Below are 17,420 nucleotides of genomic sequence, written 5' to 3' on the forward strand. Positions count from 1 at the left end.
GGAGCGGACTTTCCGCAGGCCGGAGCGGCGGCGCCGCTTCCGGAACAGCCACCGCCACCCGCACCGCGACCGCGCCGGAGCTACCTCAGGACCTCCACCGCCAGCTCCCCGTCCGCCACTTCGAGGACCACCTCGCCGACGCGCCCCGCCGCCCGCACGTCCCCCGCGGCGAGGGCGAACCGGTCGAGGACGTCCCTCGGTCCGCGCACGACGACCGTCGCGATCTCGGCCCGCATCGAGAGCCGGGCGAGGGACTTGGCCTTGCGCACCCCGGCGATGACCTCGGCGGCCGTCGCGAGCACGCTCCCGTCCGGGCCGCCCGCCTCCCCGCCCGGGGCCGCTGCCGGGCCGCCGGGCCCCTCGCCGCCGCCCGCCCGCGCGAGCACCCCGTCCGCAGACGGCCACGCGGCCCGGTGGACCGACCCCGGCGCGTACCAGAACCAGATCTCCTCGGTCACGAACGGCAGCACCGGCGCGAACAGGCGCAGCACCGCGTCCAGGGCGATCCGCAAGGTCTCACGGGCGGAGTCGCGGGCGGCCGCGCCCCCGTGGTCGCCGTAGGCGCGGGCCTTGACCAGCTCCACGTAGTCGTCGCAGAAGCGCCAGAAAAACGCCTCGGCGCAACTCAGCGCCCGAGCGTGGTCGAAGTCCTCGAAGGCGGCCGTCGCCCCCTCGACGGTGGCGGCGAGGTCGGCGAGCAGCGCCCGGTCCAGCGGTTCGGTGACGGCCGCGCCGCTCGCCTCGAACCCGAGGACGAGCTTCCCGACGTTCAGGAGCTTCGTCGCGAGCCGTCGGCCGATCTTCATCCGGTCGGTGTCGAAGGCCCGTCCGTGGTGTCGCCGAACGTGCGGACCATCGCGATGCCCGTGCCCTTGTCGGGCGCCGCGAGCCGGTGCGCTGGACGGGGACCTCGACGTCGAAGAGGGGGCTGCGGACGGTCGTGCCGAGGAGGTCGCGGTAGCGCGCGTCGTCGGGGTGCGCGACGAGCGCGACGCACGCGGGGAGCAGTTCGGGACGGGTCGTCTCGACCGGGACGCCGCTGCCGTCGGCGGTGCGGAAGGCGATCCGGTGGTACGCGCCGAGCCGCTCCCGGTCCCCCAGTTCGGCCTGGGCGACCGCCGTGCGGAAGGTGACGTCCCACAGGGTGGGCGCCTGCGCGCCGACGGTCCGGTAGGTACGCGACCAGTCGACGGACAGGCCGAGCCGGCGCCAGTCCTCGAAGGCCTGCTCGTCCCGCGCGGTCAGGCGCTCGCACAGCTCGATGAAGCTCTCCCGGGAGACCGGGAGTTGCCGATTTCCGGGCGCCGCGGGCGGGACGAAGTCCGGGTCGTAGGGCAGCGCGGGGGCGCAGCGGACGCCGTAGTGGTGCTGGACCCGGCGCTCGGTGGGCAGGCCGTTGTCCTCGCAGCCCATGGGGTAGAAGACGTTGCGGCCGCGCATGCGCTGGTAGCGGGCGACGGTGTCGGTGTGCGTGTACGAGAAGACGTGCCCCACGTGCAGGGAGCCGCTGACCGCGGGCGGCGGGGTGTCCGTCATGCCTGTGGATGCTGACGCGCCGCTCCGGGCACGGCGTTCACCCGTTCTTCGCGGCGCGGCCGCTGTCCCGAGCCGGGCCCGAGCACCCCCGGGACAGCGGCCGCCGCGTGCGCGCGTGCCTCAGACCGTGGCGATCGCCGGGTCGCTGACCCCCGCCTGCCCGTTCTCCACGTGCCCGGCGAACCGCCGCAGGAAGCCGGCGGTGGTGTCGGACACGACGGTCAGGTCGTACCAGCGCTTGCTGGCGCGCAGGTCCACGGTGTGCTGGACGGTGGCGCCCGGCTTGACCTTGAAGGTCTCCTTGCGGCCGCCGTAGGCGTTGGTCACCGTGAGGGCGCAGTCGGCGGCGCCCGCGTTGGTCATGGTCAGCTTGATGTTGCCGGTCTCCTTGTCGTGGCGGGCGGTGACCTCGGGGCCCGCGGTCCTGCCCGGGCCCTTGAAGGTGCGCAGGAAGCCGTTCGGGCCGAACACGCTCAGGTCGTGGCTGCCGCCGGAGTACGCCGAGTTCCAGGTGTCGGAGATCGTCCTGCCCGCGCCCGTGGTGTACGTCCAGGGGCCGTCGGCGCGGTTGCCGGAGCGGACGTGGAAGCAGACGCCCGCCTGGTCGCCGCCGCCGAAGGTGAGGGTGAACTTCCCGGCGGCCGTGTCCGCGCGGCCGTCCACCAGCGGGGCGTAGGGCAGGGCGCGCGCGGGCCGCGAGCCGCGCTCCTGCTTGGGCAGCGCGGGGCTCGCGGGCGGCTTGGGGAAGTAGTCGGGGTGGCGCTCGTGGTCCGGCGGCTCGTAGGCGGCCGTGTCGGGCAGCTCGGCCGGGTCGGTGTCCTTGCCGCCGAAGTCGAAGGCGGAGGTGAGGTCGCCGCAGATCGCGCGGCGCCACGGCGAGATGTTGGGCTCGGTGACGCCGAAGCGCTTCTCCATGAACCGGATGATCGACGTGTGGTCGAAGACCTCGGAGTTCACGAACCCGCCGGTGCTCCACGGCGAGATCACGATCATCGGGACGCGCTGCCCGAGGCCGTAGTGCCCGGCCGCGTAGGAGGCGTTGCCCGGGAAGTGGTCGAGCTCGGTGTCCACCGTCGACAGGCCCTGGTCGGCGTCCTTCGGGACGTACGGCGGCACGACGTGGTCGAAGTAGCCGTCGTTCTCGTCGTACGTGAGGAACAGCGCCGTCTTCCCCCAGACCGCCGGGTTGGAGGTGAGCGCGTCCAGGATCTGCGCGATGTACCAGGCGCCGTAGTTCACCGGCCAGTTCGGGTGCTCGCAGAACGCCTCGGGCGCGGCGATGTAGGACACCTGCGGCAGCCGGTCCGCCTGCACGTCGGCCTTCAGGATGTCGAAGTAGCCGTCGCCCGCCTTGGCGTTGGTGCCGGTGCGGGCCTTGTCGTAGAGCGGGTCGCCGGGCTTGGCGTTCCGGTACTTGTTGAAGTACAGGAGCGAGTTGTCGCCGTAGTTGCCGCGGTAGGCGTCGTCGATCCAGCCCCACTTGCCCGCGGCGTCCAGGCCGTCGCCGATGTCCTGGTAGACCTTCCAGGAGACGCCCGCCTGCTCCAGGCGCTCGGCGTACGTCGTCCAGTCGTAGCCCAGCTCCTGGTTGCCGAGGACCGGGCCGCCGCCCTTGCCGTCGTTGCCGACGTGGCCCGTCAGCATGTAGTAGCGGTTGGGGTCGGTGGCCCCGATGAACGAGCAGTGGTAGTCGTCGCAGATGGTGAAGGCGTCGGCGAGCGCGTAGTGGAAGGGGATGTCGCCCCGTTCCAGGTACGCCATGGTCCGCTCGCTCTTCGCGGGGATCCACTGGTCGTACGCGCCGTTGTTGAACGCCCGGTGGCCGCCCGCCCAGTCGTGGTCGAGGCCCGCGATGAACTGCATGCCGAGGTCGTCGGCGTCCGGGTGGAAGGGCAGCACCTCCTTGCCGCCGCCCTGCTGGTGCCAGACCGGTTTGCCGCTGGGCAGCGTGACCGGCCGCGGGTCGCCGAAGCCGCGTACGCCCTTCATCGTCCCGAAATAATGGTCAAAGGAACGATTCTCCTGCATCAGGACCACGACGTGCTCGACGTCCTTGATGGTGCCGGTGCGTCGCTTCGCGGGCAGCGAGGCCGCGCGGGCGATGCTCTCGTTCAGCGCGGCGAAGGCGGCGGTGCCACCGGCCAGTTGCAGGAAGCGACGCCGGTTCAGTTCTGGCATGGGGACATGACCTCGCGTGATGTGGGGGGACGTGAGCGGGTGAAGTGTGTCAACTGGGCCGAGGCTGATGGAAGAGGCAGGCGGTGCCGTGTCCCGCGGATGACGTCGGGGACAACCGCGCGTGCCGGAGGTCCGGTGCGGGGTCCGGGGCCCGGGGTGGTGGTGCCGTCCCGGTGCGGCGCGGGCGCGTTGCGGACGTGTGAACGCTCCCGCGGCCAGGAATGCGGGGCGGCCGCCGCGCCTTGTCATCAGTGATCGCCGGGACGCGCCGGGTGCCCCGGGCACGCGGGACGCAGGGAACGGAGCGAGGGACAGATGGCCAAGGCGTACGTATTCACCCGGCACGGCGGCCCCGAGGTCGAGGCCCTGATCGACCGTGAGCCGCCCGAGCCGGGCCCGGGGCAGTTGCTGATCGCGGTGCGGGCCGCGGGCGTCAACCCCGTCGACCACAAGCTGCGCTCCGGCTACCGCAGGCCCGGGCAGGCACCCGCCGAACTGCCCGAGGTGCTCGGCAGCGAGGCCGCGGGCGTGGTGGCGCGGACCGGCCCCGGCGTCGAGGGGTTCGCCGTGGGGGACGCGGTGTTCGGGTCCACGCTCACCGGCGGGTACGCCGCGTACACGCTGCTGCCGGTGGCCGTCGCCGCGCGCAAGCCGGAGGGCCTGTCGTTCGCGGAGGCGGCGACGCTGCCGGTCGCCGCGGCCACCGCCTACGACGGGGTGCGTCAGCTCGCGCTGCCCGCCGGGGCGACGCTGCTCGTCACCGGCGCCGGGGGCGGCGTGGGCGGGAACGCGGTGCGCCTCGCCCGCCATCTGGGCCTGCGTGTCGTCGGTACGGCGAGCGAGGGCAAGAAGGACGTCGTCGAGTCGCTGGGCGCGGTCCATGTGGCGCCGGGCCCCGACCTGGTGGAGCGGATCCGCGCGGTGGCCCCGGACGGCGTCGACGGCGTCTTCGACCTGGTCGGCGGGGAGCACTTGCGGACGGTGGCGGAGCTGGTGGCCGACCGCACGAAGCTGATCACGGCCGGCGGGAAGCAGATCGTGACCGAGCTCGGCGGCTCCCCCGTGGCCCGGGCACGGGACGCCGCCACGCTCGACGCGGTGGCCGAACTCGCCGCCGCCGGCGTGCTCCGGCCGCACATCACGGCGACGTACCCGCTGGACCGGGCGGGCGAGGCGCTGCGCGCGGTGGAGACCGGCCACGCGCTCGGCAAGGTGGTGATCGAGGTCGACGCGTGAGTGCGCCGCGGGCGGCGCAGCGGGACGGGGCACGGCTCGTCGACGACGGCGTCCGGGCGGTGCGGGACCCGGAGGCGGTGCCGCTCGGCCCCGACGACGTACCGGAGAGGGCGCGCGTCCCCGCGCGGGCGCCTGCTCGGAGAACGTGACCGGAGCACCTGACCGAAGGGCCTGACCGAAGGGCCTGACCGAAGGGCCTGACCGAAGGGCCTGACCGAAGGGCCTGACCGAAGGGCCTGACCGGGAAAAAGGAAAAGACGGGCGTTCGTTCGGATTGATACCTTCCGGGTCATGCGTGCCCTTGGTGACAAAGAAATCCGTGCGTCGTTCGTGAACTGCTCGAAGGGCGAGGCCCGGCGTCTGACGCTGCCCGTGGGCTTCGCCGAGACGCCCTGGCCCGACCTGGACTTCCTGGGCTGGCGTGACCCCAAGGCGCCGGACCGCGGCTACATCGTCGCCGAGCGGGACGACGAGCTCGTCGGCATCGCCCTGCGCGCCTCCACGGGAGCCCGCCGCTCCATGCTGAAGTCCAGCATCTGCTCGGTGTGCGTGACGCCGCAGGCCGGTTCGGGCATCGCGCTGCTCGTCGCGCCCCGCGCGGGCGAGGCGGGCCGCCAGGGCAACTCGGTCGGCCTGTACGTCTGCGCGGACCTGGCCTGCTCCCTCTACGTACGCGGCAAGAAGTCGTCGGCGCTGGCCCGCCGCTTCGACGAGAGCCTCACCCCGCAGGAGCAGAACGAGCGCACGGTCCGCAACCTGAACGGCTTCCTGGACCAGGTGCTCGGCCGCGCCTAGGCCTGCCGGGGGTCGACCAGTTGCAGGGTCAGGGCGTCCGGTGGTTCGGCGAGGCCGGGCCCGCCCGCCTCCGCCCAGGTGAGGATGTCGTCGAGGGAGGCGTCGTCCAGGGCGAAGCCCACCCAGGCCGGGCGGCCGCCGTGCGCGCGGCCCGTGCGGGAGGGCTGCACCACCACGATGTTGGCCTGGCCGCAGGGGCCGAGGCAGTCGCTGGTGCGCACCGCGAACCGGCCCCCGGACGCGTCCGCCGCCGCCCGCAGCCGCGCCAACTGGCCCACGTGGTCCGTGCCGGGGTGCTTGCCCGGGTCGCCGCAGCAGCAGCCCCGGCACACGACGAGCGTGCAGGGACGAGGGGCCGCCGGGGCCGATGATGCCGCCGGGGGCAGGAGGTCGGGGGCGGTGCGGGGTTCGGGCAGGGGCACGGCGGTGGTGCCGCGGGGCTCGGGCGCGGTGCGGGGCTCGGGCGCGGTGCGGGGCTCGGGCGCGGTCATTTCATGATCATGCCAGGGTCGTGCTCAGGTCAGATAGGCCAGGCCCGGGTGTGCCTGCCGGTAGCCGTCGACCAGGCGGCGGGCCACGGACACCGAGTCGACCAGCGGGTGCAGCGCGAACGCCTTGAACGCCGTGGCGCGCGAACCGCTGTCCGCCGCGGCGAGCACCTCGCGCTCGACCGCCTTGACCGCGCACACCAGGCCCGTGGCGTGCCCCGGCAGCGGCGACACGGCCGCCGGGTGCGGCCCGGACGCGTCCACCGTGCACGGCACCTCGATGACGGCGTCCGAGTCGAGCTCGGGCAGCGTCGTGCGGTTGCGGACGTTGAGGATCAGCGTCGCGCGTTCGTCGCGGGCGATGGCCCGCATCAGCGCGAGGGCGACTTGTTCGTAGCCGCCGGACTCCATGTCCTCGGGGGCGCGTTCCCCGGCGCCCGCGGCCTCGCGGTTGTGTGCCATGTACGTCGCCTCGCGCTCGGCGCGGGTGGCGTCCCAGGCCTGGAACGCGGGGGTCTCGGGGCTCCGCATCGCCTCGTAGAAGCGGGCCTGCTGGTCGCGCAGGAACGCGCCGCGGGTCTGCTCGGCCATCCGGTAGGCGCGGACGGTCTCCCGGTTGAAGTAGTAGTAGTGCAGGTACTCGTTGGGGATCACGCCGAGCGACTGCAGCCAGTCGGCGCCGAAGAGCTTGCCCTCCTCGAAGGACTCCAGGAGGGCGTGGTCGCCGAGCAGCCGGGGCAGCAGGTCCTGCCCGTCGACCTCCAGGCCGCTCAGCCAGCCCAGGTGGTTCAGGCCCACGTAGTCGAGCCGCGCCCGGCCGGGCGGTACGTCGAGCAGCCCCGCTACGCGGCGGCCGAGGCCCACGGGCGAGTCGCAGATGCCGATGGCGCGGTCGCCGATGTGGCGGGCCATCGCCTCGGTCACCAGGCCCGCCGGGTTGGTGAAGTTGATGACCCACGCCTCGGGCGCGAGCCGCCGCACGCGGCGGGCGATGTCGACGGCGACGGGCACCGTCCGCAGCCCGTACGCGATGCCGCCCGCGCCGACCGTCTCCTGCCCGAGGACCCCCTCGGCGAGGGCCACCCGCTCGTCGGCGGCGCGCCCTTCCAGGCCGCCGACGCGGATCGCGGAGAACACGAAGTCGGCGCCGCGCAGCGCCTCGTCGAGGTCGGCGGTGACGCGCACCGCGGGCGCGTCCACCACCCCGGCGGCCTGGTCGGCGAGGACGCGGGCGATGGCCCCGGCACGGGCGCCGTCCACGTCGTGCAGGACGACCTCGGTGACACGGCCCTCGGCGCGGTCGCCGAGCAGCGCCCGGTACACGAGGGGCACACGGAATCCGCCGCCGCCCAGAATTGCCAGCCTCACGTCTGAACCACCTCGCTCGCAGTGCACGTCGCCCTGAACACCTACCACTTCGTACGGGGTGGTGTGGAACGCGGGGCCCGCCGGACGCGACCGGAAGAGCCCGGCGGGGTGGCCCGGAGCGGCTAGCCCGTGGCCCCCGGGTCGCCCGGCCCGGGCGCGATCGCCCGGCCCGCCCACTCCGGCGCCGCCTCCACGAACTCGGCGACGCGCTCGCGGACCGCGTCCGGGAACGGCACCGCGCGTCCCGCCTTCTGGTCGACGTGCAGTGCGAGCAGTTCGGTCGTCGCGACGGGCGCGGCGTCCGGCGCCGGATCGGCCGCGGCGCCGTCGACGACGTACAGCTCATGGGTGAAGTGCGCCTTCTTCCCGTGCACGCCGAGGACCCGGGTGCGCACGGCGAGGTGCGCGCCCTCGGCGACGTCGCGCAGGTACCGCAGATGGGCCTCGACGGTGTAGAGGGAGCAGCCGGTGGCCTCGCGGTACGCGGCGTCGAGGCCGACGGCGTCCATCATGGCGTCGGTGGCGAACCCGAAGGCCAGCGAGTAGTAGCCCTCGCTCATATGGCCGTTGTAGTCGATCCACTCCGGCGGCACGACCTGCCGGTGGGGCGCGAGACGGCGGGCGATTTCCCTGGTCACAGAGTTCCCTTCGGATCGGTCGGGTCGGCGGTGGCCTGGCGCGGGAGGCGTCCCGTCGCGCGCAGCACGTCGATGACGCCCCGGTCGCGCTCGGCGACGAGGTCGGCGACGGTGCGCCCGGCGGCGGCCTCGTCGCAGCCGGCGACCACCGCGTCGTACAGCTCCTTGTCCAGCTCGGGTGCTTCGAGCCGTGTCCACGGGGACTTCAGGGACGGGCCGAAGTGGTCGAGCATATGGGCCATGCCGCCCTCGCCGCCCGCGAGCGCGAAGGTGAGCATGGGGCCCATGAACGCCCAGCGCAGGCCGGGGCCCTCGGTGATGGAGTCGTCGATCTCCTGGACGGTGGCCTCGCCGTTGGCGACCATGTGCAGCGCCTCGCGCCACAGGGCTTCCTGGAGCCGGTTGGCGATGAAGCCCGGCACCTCGCTCTTCATGGTGATGACGGACTTGCCGGCGACCTCGTAGAAGCGCGACGCCCAGGAGACGGCCTCCGGGGTGGTGCGCTCGCCGCCGACGACCTCGACGAGCGGGATCAGGTAGGGCGGGTTGAAGGGGTGTCCGACGACGAGGCGGCCCGGGTCGGCGGCCGTGGTCTGCATGTCGGTCATCGGATAGCCCGAGGTGGAGGAGGCGATGACGACGCCGGGCGGCGCGGCGGCGTCGAGGCGCGCCAGCAGGTCGCGCTTGAGCTCCAGCTTCTCGGGGGCGCTCTCCTGGACGAACTGGGCGTCGGCGACGGCCTCTTCGAGGCTCGCGGCGACGGTGAGCCGGTCCCGGGACGCGCCGTCGGCGAGGCCGAGCCGGGTGAGCGCGGGCCAGGCGGCGTCGACGAGACGGCGCAGGCGGGGCTCGGCGTCCGGGGCGGGGTCCCAGGCGGTGACGTCATAGCCGCGCGCGAGGAAGTGCGCGACCCAGCCGCCGCCGATGACACCGGCACCGACGCAGGCGACGCGGCGTACTTCTTCGGGAGTGGTCGTGGTCATGGTGGGGCTTCCCTTCCTTGCTACGGGGTGGCGGCGCCCAGTAAGGGCGCGGGGAACTGCGCGACCAGTCGGCGACGGGCCGCGGATGAGTCACCTCGCGAAGCGGACTGGCGGACTGGAGGGCTAGCGGCGGGGCGGACTAGCGGCGTGGCTTCAGGCCGAGCTTCTGCCGGGCCTCGTCGGGCGTGGCGACGCGCGAGCCGAGGTTCTCGGTGATCCGGACGGCGCGCTCGACCAGCTGGGCGTTGGTCGCCTTGTTGCCCTTGCCCAGGTACAGGTTGTCCTCGAGGCCGACGCGGACCTGCCCGCCGAGCAGGATGGACTGCGCGACCCACGGCATCTGCATGCGCCCGATCGCGAAGCTGGCCCACTGAGCGCCCTCGGGCAGCATGTTGACCATCGACTGGAGCACGCCGGGGTCGGCGGGCGCGCCCCAGGGGATGCCCATGCACAGCTGGAAGACGGTGGGGTCGTCGAGCAGGCCCTCGGCCAGGAGCTGCTTGGCGAACCACAGTTGCCCGGTGTCGAAGATCTCCAACTCGGGCCGTACGCCCAACTCCTGGATGCGCTTGGCGCCCTGCCGGAGCATGTCGGGGGTGGAGACGTAGAGGTTGGAGCCGTCGCCGAAGTTGAGGGAGCCGCAGTCGAGGGTGCAGATGTCGGGGAGCAGGTCCTCGACGTGCGGGAGCCGGTCGAGGCCGCCGACGAGGTCGGTGCCGGGGAGCGCGCCGAGTTCCTTCAGCGGCTCGTCCGGGTCGACGACCAGGTCACCGCCCATGCCCGCCGTCAGATTGATGACGACGTCGGTGCCGGTCTCCTTCACGCGCTCGACGACCTCGCGGTAGAGGCGGGGGTCGCGCGACGGCGCGCCGCTCTCCGGGTCGCGGACGTGGATGTGCACGACGGCGGCACCGGCCTCGGCGGCGGCCACCGCGTCGCGGGCTATCTGCTCGGGTGTGACGGGCACGTGCGGGCTCTTGCGGACGGTGTCGCCCGCGCCGGTGAGGGCGCAGGTGATGATGACGTTGTCGTTCACGGGCATGCCGGACTCCCTTTCGGGTGCTGGGGGTTCTGGTCGTGCGGGGGCCGTACGGAGTCGGGGGTACGAGGCCAGGGGGGCGGGGACGGGTGTGCGGGCCGGGGGTGCGGGGCCGGGGCTCAGCGCGCGGCGAGCGCGGCGTCGACGTGGGCGAGCAGGGCCGCGTGCATGTCGTCGGGGCGGGTGCCGGGTCCTTCCGGGGTGCCGGCGAGGACCTGGGTGGCGAGGCCGTCGATCAGGGCGGTCAGGTGCAGGGCGGCCGCTTCGGGGTCCACGGGCCTGAACGCGCCCTGGGCTACGCCGCGCCGGACTACGTCGGCGACGGTGGCGCGCCACTGCCGGTAGTACTCGGTGTGCAGGCGGCCGACGACGGTGGAGCGGGCCGCCTCGGCCCACAGGTCGAGCCAGACACTCCACTGGTCGCGCTGCTGGGCGGTGCGCGGGGTCTGGAGCTCGATGAGCTGGCGCAGTTCGTCGGCGGCGTCGGCCGCTTCGGCGATGCGCGCGGCCCTGCGGGCGGTGTCCTCGTCCATGCACCAGCGCACGGCCGCCTCCAGGAGGTCGTCGCGGCCCGGGAAGTGGTAGTGAATGGCAGCCGTGCTGGTCTCGCAGGCCTTGGCGATGTCCTGGACGCGGACGGCGTGGAAGCCGTGGTCGGCGATGAGGCGGACGGTCTCGCGGATGATCTGCAGCGGCCGCCCCTCGGGCGGCGTCGCGGCCCGCCGTCCGCGCGGGGCGGCGGGGCGGGCAGCCGCCGGGTCGGCGCCGCCGCGGGTGCCGAGCAGCCAGGCGGCGTCGACGTCGGCGGTGTCCGCGATCCGGGCGAGCTCCGCCGCGGTGAAGCGCCGGGTGCCGCCCAAGGAGCGCGACAGCTTCGACGGGTCCATGACGATCCGCCGCGCGAACTCGCGCTGGGTCACGCCCGCCGCGGCGATGACCTCACGGACACGGGTGGGGACGTCGGGGTCTTGCTCCATGCGGACCACCGTACCCGGGCATTGAGATCAGCACAACGCAAGCCCCATGATCTTCCGGTCCATACTCACACTTTCAGGCCATTGCGATGCTGACTGATGCATCAGTCACCTCAATGTCCCGCACACCCCGGCCGGACCCCGCCGCCACCGCCGCACCGCCACCGGCGCCGACACCGCCCCGAGGACCCCCACCCACGCGCAGACTCCCGCCCAGCCCAGCGTCGCGTACGCCAGCGCCCCGAGCGACGAGCCCGCCGCGCCGCCGATGAAGGCACACGTCATGTAGGCCGTGTTGAGGCGGCTGCGGGCCTCGGCGCTGAGGGCGAAGATCCGCACCTGGTTGGCGACCATCCCGGACTGCATGGCCACGTCCAGGAGCAGCGTGCCGAGGGCCAGGGCCACGAGTCCGGGCACGCCGCCGAGGCCGCCGAGGGCGAGGACTCCAGCCGAGGCGACGACCGCGACCAGGCAGACGGCGTTCACCGCGTCCGGGCCGCGCCGGTCGATCTGGCGGCCCGCGAACGGCGTCGCCAGCATCGTGCCCGCGTTCACCAGGGCCAGCGCGCCGACCGCCGAGGCGCCGAGGCCGTACGTCCCGCTCGTCAGGAACAGGGCGACCCCGGTCCACAGCGCCTGGAAGGCCGCGAAGGCCGTCGCCTGGTAGAAGCAGGAGAGCCGCAGCAGAGGCTCCCCGCGCAGCAGCCGCAGCGACTCGGCGAGCAGCGCCGGATAGCGCTGGCTCGACGTCGGGACGGTGCGGGGCAGGCTGCGGGCGAGGACGGCGGCGATCAGGAGCGCCACCACGGCCGCCACGAGGTAGGGCGCCCGCCAGCCGAGCCATTCGCCGAGCGCGCCGCCGAACGCGCGTGAGAGCAGCATGCCGCCGATGGATCCGCTCAGGATGGTGCCGGTGACGGCGCCGCGGCGGTCGGCGGGGACGAGTCCCGCCGCCATGGGCGCGACGACGGGGGCGACGACCGTCGTGACGCCGACGAGCATGCTCGCGCCGAGCAGCGGCGGCAGCGCGGGCGCGGCGCTCGCGGCGAGCAGCCCGGCGCCGCTGAGGGCGAACAGGGCGGTGATGAGCGTGCGGTGCGGGACCCGGTCGCCGAGGGGCACCAGGAAGAAGATGCCGAGCGCGTAGCCGAACTGGGCCGCGGTCACCACGAGGGCGGCCGTGTCGCCGGACACATCGAGCCCGGAGGCGACAAGCGGGCTGACGGCCTGCGGGAAGTAGATGTTGCCGACGGCCACACCACAGGCGACGGCGAGGAGCAGCACCATGCCACGGCTGAGGGAGGCGGGGGGAGCGGGGGCGTGCGGGGCGGGGGCGCCCTGCGTGGGGGTGTGCGGAGCGGGAGCGCCCGAACCCCGGGCATCCGAAGCCGAGGCATCCGAACCCCCGGCGCCCGGAGCCGAGGCATCCGGAGCCGAGGCATCCGGAGCCGCGAAGGCCATGGCTTCCGGAGCGGTCGCCTCCACGGGGGTGGGCGCGGCGACGGCCGGTATCGGCCCCGGCGTGGGCGTGGTGCGTTCGGTCACGAGGGTTCACCTTCGCCGCTGCGCCCCCCGCGCACAAGGCATTTCTCCCCACCGCCCCGACCCGCCCTGCACCCTCCCCCTGCCGCTCGCTCAACACCCTTCTCCGCACGCGTGTTTGACTCACGGGCCGGATCCGGTCCGGCGTATCACGCGATGGTGTGACCGGGGGCGGCGCCCGGCATCCGGCGGCGCGGCCCGGGTAGTGCTCGGCTGCCCGTACGCCGTCCGCGAGGAGAGAGCCCCGCATGCCGCAGCCGTCACGTCCCTTCGAACTGCCGAGCTTCTACATGGTGCATCCGGCGCGCCTCAACCCCCATACGGAGGAGGCCCGTGCGCACACCAGGAAGTGGGCGCGCGACATGGGGATGCTGGAGGGCTCCGGGGTCTGGGACACGGCCGACCTGGAGGCGCACGACTACGCGCTGCTGTGCGCGTACACCCACCCGGACTGCGACAGCGCGGCCCTCTCCCTGGTCACCGACTGGTACGTGTGGGTGTTCTTCTTCGACGACCACTTCCTGGAGCTGTTCAAGCGCACCCAGGACCGGGTGGGCGGCAAGGCCCACCTCGACCGGCTGCCCGCGTTCATGCCGATGGACCTCGCGACGCCGATGCCCGAGCCCACCAACCCGGTGGAGGCGGGCCTCGCCGACCTGTGGACGCGCACGGTGCCCAGCATGTCCCTGGCATGGCGGGCCCGGTTCGCGGAGAGCACCCGCAACCTCCTCAACGAGTCGCTGTGGGAGCTGTCCAACATCAACGCGCGCCGCGTCGCGAACCCCGTCGAGTACATCGAGATGCGCCGCAAGGTCGGCGGCGCCCCCTGGTCGGCGGGGCTCGTCGAGTACGCGACGGGAGCGGAGGTCCCGGCGGCGGTGGCGGGGTCCCGGCCGCTGCGGGTCCTCAGGGACACGTTCTCCGACGCCGTGCACCTGCGCAACGACCTGTTCTCCTACCAGCGGGAGGTCGAGGAGGAGGGCGAGCTGAGCAATGGCGTCCTGGTCCTCGAGACGTTCCTCGGCTGCTCCACCCAGGAGGCCGCGGAGTCGGTCAACGACCTTCTCACGGCCCGGATGCAGCAGTTCGAGGACACGGCCTTCACCGAACTCGCCCCGCTGTGCGCCGAGAAGTCGCTGACACCGAGGCAGAGCGCCGACGTCCTCGCGTACGTCAAGGGGCTCCAGGACTGGCAGTCCGGCGGCCACGAGTGGCACATGCGCTCCAGCCGGTACATGAACGAGGGCGCCACCGACCGCCCCTCGCCCCTCGCGGGCCCCACCGGCCTCGGCACGTCCGCCGCCGGCATCAAGGCCCTGATGGCGGCGACGGGCGCCCAGCGCGTGCGCCGCTTCACCCACGTCCCGTACCAGCGCGTCGGCCCCTCCGTGATCCCCGACTTCGACCTGCCCTACACGACCACCCTCAGCCCCCACCTCGACCACTCGCGGCGCGAGGTCGTCGCCTGGGCCACCCGCATGGGCATGCTGGAGCCCCAGCCGGGCGTGCCCGCGTCGCACGTCTGGGACGCCCGCAAGCTCGCCGGGTTCGACTTCCCGCTGTGCGCCGCGGGCCTGCACCCGGACGCCACACCGGAGCAGCTGGACCTCGGCTCGTGCTGGCTGACCTGGGGGACGTACGGCGACGACTACTACCCGGTGGTGTTCGGCAGGCCCCGGGACCTGCTCGGCGCGAAGGTGTGCAACGACCGCCTGCTGCTGTTCATGCCGCTGGACTGCTCGCCGACGCCACCGCCCGCCAACGCCCTGGAGCGCGGCCTCGCCGACCTGTGGGCGCGGACGGCGGGCCCCATGGACGCAGGGGGGCGTGCCGCGCTGCACCGGACGCTCGTGGACATGCTGGAGAGCTGGCTGTGGGAGCTGGGCAACCAGGCACAGAACCGCGTCCCGGAGCCCGTCGACTACATCGAGATGCGCCGCCACACCTTCGGCTCCCAGTTCACGATGAGCCTGAGCCGCCTCGGGCACGGCAAGCGGGTGCCCCAGGAGATCTACGCCAGCGGGCCGATGCAGAACCTGGAGAACGCCGCCGCCGACTACGCGACGCTCATGAACGACGTCTTCTCTTACCAGAAGGAGATCGAGTACGAGGGCGAGGTGCACAACGCCGTCCTCGTCGTGCAGAACTTCTTCGACTGCGACTACCCGACCGCCCTCGGCATCGTGGACGATCTGATGCGGTCCCGAATGAACCAGTTCCAGCACGTCATCGCCCATGAACTGCCGGTCCTGTACGACGAGTTCGACCTCAACCAGGAAGCGCGGGACACCCTCGACGGCTATGTGGAGGAGCTGAAGCACTGGATGGCCGGGATCTACATCTGGCACCGCGACTGCCGCCGCTACCGCCAGGAGGACCTCTCGCACGGGCCGGTGCCCGAGCCCACCGGCCTCGGCATGGAAGTGGTGCGCCCCGCGTGGCTGCGGGAGCTCGCCACCCCGTGAGCGCCTGCGGGTAAGGTCGGCGGACGGGCCGATCACCGGGATCGGCCCGGGGTCGGCGCGGTCCGGCCCCGGGAACGTGGGGAGGGCGCGCGCCGTGCGGGAGCCGAACCACGTCCACCCGGCCGCCCCCGGCGCCCCCGCCCGCTGGCTCACCGTCGCCCCCGAACGCACCGTCCTCGGCGTCATCCACAACGTGACCTCGGCGACCCGGCTGCTCGACCTGCTCACCGCCTTCGACGGCGACCGGCGGGTGCAGACCCTGTTCACCTGCACGGGCTCCTCACCGTTCGCGGACGGCGTCGCCGAGTTCGCCGCCGCCCGCGAACTCCCCCTCGTCCCCTGGGACGAGGCGGTGAAGACGGACTTCGACCTGGCCATCGGCACGAGCCGCGGCGGGGCCCTGCACACCATCTCCGCACCACTCCTGGGCGCCCCGCACGGCGCTGGATATAATAAGAGACTCGGGAGCCGGGAGCCGGGAGCCGGGAGCCGGGAGCCGGGAGCCGGGAGCCGGGAGCCGGGAGCCGGGAGCCGGGAGCCGGGAGCCGGGAGCCGGGAGCCTTCGGCCTGACGGCTGAATGGCTCGTGCACGACGGCGAGTTGATACCCTCCGCGATCGTCCTCTCCCACGAGGAACAGCTCGCCCGGCTCCGCGTCGGCTGCCCCGAGGCCCTGCCGGTGGCGCACGTCGTCGGCGACCCCTGCATGGACCGGCTCGACGCCTCCCTCCCCTTCCGCGCCGAGTACCGCGCCGCGCTCGGCGTCCGCCCCGACCAGCGTCTGCTCGTCCTCAGCTCGACCTGGGGCCGCCGCTCCCTCCTCGGCTCCGCCGGCGACGTCGTGCTCCGCGCGCTCGCCGAGCTGCCCCACGACTCGTTCCGCGTCCTCGCCGCAGTGCACCCCAACGCCTGGTACGGCCACGGCGGTTGGCAGATCCGATCCTGGCTGCGCCCGCACCTGGACGCCGGACTCCTGCTTCCCCCGCCCGCGGGCAGCACCTGGCAGGCGGCGCTGTGCGCGGCGGACGCGTTCATCGGCGATCACGGCTCCGTGACGCTGTACGCGGCCGGGCTCGGTGTGCCCGGGCTGCTCGGCGCCTTCGACGAGGACGGCGTGGCGGCGGGCTCCCCCATGGCGGCCCTCGGCACGGTACTGCCCCGCCTCTCGCCCGCGCGACCGCTCGCCGCCCAACTGGAGGACGCCGCACGCGACCAGGCGACGGACCCCCGGCTCGCCGCGGTCACCGCCCAGATCACCTCCCACCCGGGCGACGCACCGGCCCGCCTGCGCCGCCTCTGCTACCGGATGCTCGACCTGGACGAACCCGCCGCGCCGCCCACCCCGCGCCCCGTCGACGTCCCGCAGGACCTGCCGCCGGCGCCCCGCTCACCCGTGGAACGGCCTCTGTTCGTCGAGGCCGTGGTGACAGCGGTCGGCGGAGCCCACCGGCCGACGCAGCCCACCGGGGTCACCGGGGCCACCGAGTCGCCGGAGCCGACGGGGCTGCCGGAGCTGCTGATCCGGCGCTATCCGGCCCATGCCCGTGCCGCCGCCGCCCCGTCCCCTCCGTTCACCGACGCCCACCTGGCCGTCACCGCAGGCGAGCCCGACGCGCGTTGGGCCCACGCGGCGGACGTGGTCACGGCCCGCTCCCCCGCTTCGGGGCACCACCTCGCCGCGCTGACAAAGGAGTTGTTCAGGGACCACCCGGGCTGCGCCCTGGTCGCCGTGCCGCGAGAGGGCGACGGGTGCCTGGTGCGGACCCGCAACGGCACCTCACTCCGAGCAGGTTGGGAGTCGACACCCGGCTGGGCGACGGCTTCGCTCACCGCGTCCGCGGTGTACGCCTGCCTGCTCCAGCACGGAGGCGACTGGGCGGGCGAGGCACTGGTACGGCTCACACCGGACGGTGAACCCGCGCGCCTGCGGGTGCGGCGGCCGGGTGCGGATCCCGGGCCGTTCGGCGGCTGAGGGCCGCGCGGGCCGCGCGGCGGCACACGGGCACGCGCGCGGTGCGGCGGCCATGGTCACGCGGGCCGCCTGGCGCCTGACCGTCCCGCGTGCGGTCCCGCAGCCGTCGGCCACCGCCGCGGCGCGGCGGCCGACAAGTCCCGCGGCCACGGTCAGACGGGCCCGTACGACGGCTCACCATCCCGCGCCCGGCCCGGCGGCCGACGG

The 17,420-nt window shown here is 73.8% G+C and carries 15 protein-coding genes and 1 pseudogene; 6 read left to right on the forward strand and 10 right to left on the reverse strand.

Going from position 1 to position 17,420, the window contains the following annotated elements; genetic code table 11:
* Window positions 1-80: 80 nt before the first annotated feature.
* From QUY26_RS06185 to QUY26_RS06195, 3 genes and pseudogenes are all read right to left on the reverse strand, one after another.
* A complete protein-coding gene (locus QUY26_RS06185) occupies window positions 81-806 on the reverse strand; it encodes a class I tRNA ligase family protein (protein WP_289944105.1) in 726 nt (241 codons plus the stop codon).
* 406 nt (window positions 807-1,212) lie between these two features.
* Window positions 1,213-1,536: pseudogene (locus tag QUY26_RS06190) on the reverse strand (class I tRNA ligase family protein); the annotation flags it as partial.
* A gap of 120 nt (window positions 1,537-1,656) precedes the next feature.
* Window positions 1,657-3,714, reverse strand: coding sequence for a phosphocholine-specific phospholipase C (locus QUY26_RS06195; RefSeq protein WP_289944106.1), 2,058 nt, complete (start codon window positions 3,712-3,714; stop codon window positions 1,657-1,659).
* 315 nt (window positions 3,715-4,029) lie between these two features.
* On the opposite strand from QUY26_RS06195, the gene QUY26_RS06200 reads away from it, so the two are divergent.
* The 3 genes from QUY26_RS06200 (at window position 4,030) to QUY26_RS06210 (ending at window position 5,745) form a co-directional block, all read left to right on the forward strand.
* A complete protein-coding gene (locus QUY26_RS06200; protein WP_289944107.1) occupies window positions 4,030-4,950 on the forward strand; it encodes an NADP-dependent oxidoreductase in 921 nt (306 codons plus the stop codon).
* Complete coding sequence (locus QUY26_RS06205) at window positions 4,947-5,099, forward strand: hypothetical protein (RefSeq protein WP_289944108.1); 153 nt, start codon at window positions 4,947-4,949, stop codon at window positions 5,097-5,099. The genes QUY26_RS06200 and QUY26_RS06205 overlap by 4 nt, the downstream gene beginning before the upstream one ends.
* Before the next feature lie 142 nt (window positions 5,100-5,241).
* Window positions 5,242-5,745: an FBP domain-containing protein gene (locus tag QUY26_RS06210; protein WP_289944109.1), complete on the forward strand. Its 504-nt coding sequence runs from the start codon at window positions 5,242-5,244 to the stop codon at window positions 5,743-5,745.
* On the opposite strand, the gene QUY26_RS06215 is transcribed toward QUY26_RS06210, so the two are convergent.
* From QUY26_RS06215 to QUY26_RS06245, 7 genes are all read right to left on the reverse strand, one after another.
* Window positions 5,742-6,131, reverse strand: a complete 390-nt coding sequence (locus QUY26_RS06215; RefSeq protein WP_289955513.1) for a (2Fe-2S) ferredoxin domain-containing protein — start codon at window positions 6,129-6,131, stop codon at window positions 5,742-5,744. The genes QUY26_RS06210 and QUY26_RS06215 overlap by 4 nt on opposite strands.
* Window positions 6,132-6,260: 129 nt before the next feature.
* The gene (locus QUY26_RS06220) at window positions 6,261-7,601 is read right to left on the reverse strand and encodes a 6-phospho-beta-glucosidase (RefSeq protein WP_289944110.1); all 1,341 of its coding nucleotides are present in this window, start codon (window positions 7,599-7,601) and stop codon (window positions 6,261-6,263) included.
* Window positions 7,602-7,723: 122 nt separating this feature from the next.
* A complete protein-coding gene (locus QUY26_RS06225; protein WP_289944111.1) occupies window positions 7,724-8,239 on the reverse strand; it encodes a thioesterase family protein in 516 nt (171 codons plus the stop codon).
* Complete coding sequence (locus QUY26_RS06230; RefSeq protein WP_289944112.1) at window positions 8,236-9,222, reverse strand: 3-hydroxyacyl-CoA dehydrogenase NAD-binding domain-containing protein; 987 nt, start codon at window positions 9,220-9,222, stop codon at window positions 8,236-8,238. The genes QUY26_RS06225 and QUY26_RS06230 overlap by 4 nt, the downstream gene beginning before the upstream one ends.
* A gap of 139 nt (window positions 9,223-9,361) precedes the next feature.
* Window positions 9,362-10,264 carry a 3-keto-5-aminohexanoate cleavage protein gene (locus QUY26_RS06235; RefSeq protein WP_289944113.1) on the reverse strand — a complete coding sequence of 301 codons (903 nt, stop codon included), beginning with the start codon at window positions 10,262-10,264 and terminating at the stop codon, window positions 9,362-9,364.
* A 116-nt stretch (window positions 10,265-10,380) separates the two neighbouring features.
* Window positions 10,381-11,238, reverse strand: a complete 858-nt coding sequence (locus QUY26_RS06240; RefSeq protein WP_289944114.1) for a TetR/AcrR family transcriptional regulator — start codon at window positions 11,236-11,238, stop codon at window positions 10,381-10,383.
* Window positions 11,239-11,343: 105 nt separating this feature from the next.
* Window positions 11,344-12,522, reverse strand: a complete 1,179-nt coding sequence (locus QUY26_RS06245; RefSeq protein ID WP_289955515.1) for an MFS transporter — start codon at window positions 12,520-12,522, stop codon at window positions 11,344-11,346.
* Window positions 12,523-13,025: 503 nt separating this feature from the next.
* Here QUY26_RS06245 and QUY26_RS06250 point away from each other — a divergent pair.
* The 3 genes from QUY26_RS06250 (at window position 13,026) to QUY26_RS06260 (ending at window position 17,213) form a co-directional block, all read left to right on the forward strand.
* On the forward strand, window positions 13,026-15,242 hold the full coding sequence (locus tag QUY26_RS06250) for a terpene synthase family protein (protein WP_289944115.1): 2,217 nt from the start codon (window positions 13,026-13,028) through the stop codon (window positions 15,240-15,242).
* Between the two features lie 94 nt (window positions 15,243-15,336).
* Window positions 15,337-15,813 (forward strand): hypothetical protein, encoded by a 477-nt coding sequence (locus tag QUY26_RS06255; RefSeq protein ID WP_289944116.1) that lies wholly within the window; start codon window positions 15,337-15,339, stop codon window positions 15,811-15,813.
* A 14-nt stretch (window positions 15,814-15,827) separates the two neighbouring features.
* Complete coding sequence (locus tag QUY26_RS06260) at window positions 15,828-17,213, forward strand: hypothetical protein (protein ID WP_289944117.1); 1,386 nt, start codon at window positions 15,828-15,830, stop codon at window positions 17,211-17,213.
* Window positions 17,214-17,420: the final 207 nt, after the last annotated feature.

This window comes from Streptomyces flavofungini (genome assembly GCF_030388665.1).
Classification (GTDB): Bacteria; Actinomycetota; Actinomycetes; order Streptomycetales; family Streptomycetaceae; genus Streptomyces; species Streptomyces flavofungini_A.

What these genes read in the sequence shown, in the direction of transcription:
- QUY26_RS06210 (WP_289944109.1), top strand. Translation starts at nt 5,242, where the DNA reads ATGCGTGCCCTTGGTGACAAAGAAATCCGTGCGTCGTTCGTGAACTGC.
- QUY26_RS06235 (WP_289944113.1), bottom strand. Translation starts at nt 10,264, where the DNA reads ATGCCCGTGAACGACAACGTCATCATCACCTGCGCCCTCACCGGCGCG.
- QUY26_RS06245 (WP_289955515.1), bottom strand. Translation starts at nt 12,522, where the DNA reads ATGGTGCTGCTCCTCGCCGTCGCCTGTGGTGTGGCCGTCGGCAACATC.
- QUY26_RS06240 (WP_289944114.1), bottom strand. Translation starts at nt 11,238, where the DNA reads ATGGAGCAAGACCCCGACGTCCCCACCCGTGTCCGTGAGGTCATCGCC.
- QUY26_RS06230 (WP_289944112.1), bottom strand. Translation starts at nt 9,222, where the DNA reads ATGACCACGACCACTCCCGAAGAAGTACGCCGCGTCGCCTGCGTCGGT.
- QUY26_RS06200 (WP_289944107.1), top strand. Translation starts at nt 4,030, where the DNA reads ATGGCCAAGGCGTACGTATTCACCCGGCACGGCGGCCCCGAGGTCGAG.
- QUY26_RS06250 (WP_289944115.1), top strand. Translation starts at nt 13,026, where the DNA reads ATGCCGCAGCCGTCACGTCCCTTCGAACTGCCGAGCTTCTACATGGTG.
- QUY26_RS06195 (WP_289944106.1), bottom strand. Translation starts at nt 3,714, where the DNA reads ATGCCAGAACTGAACCGGCGTCGCTTCCTGCAACTGGCCGGTGGCACC.
- QUY26_RS06185 (WP_289944105.1), bottom strand. Translation starts at nt 806, where the DNA reads ATGAAGATCGGCCGACGGCTCGCGACGAAGCTCCTGAACGTCGGGAAG.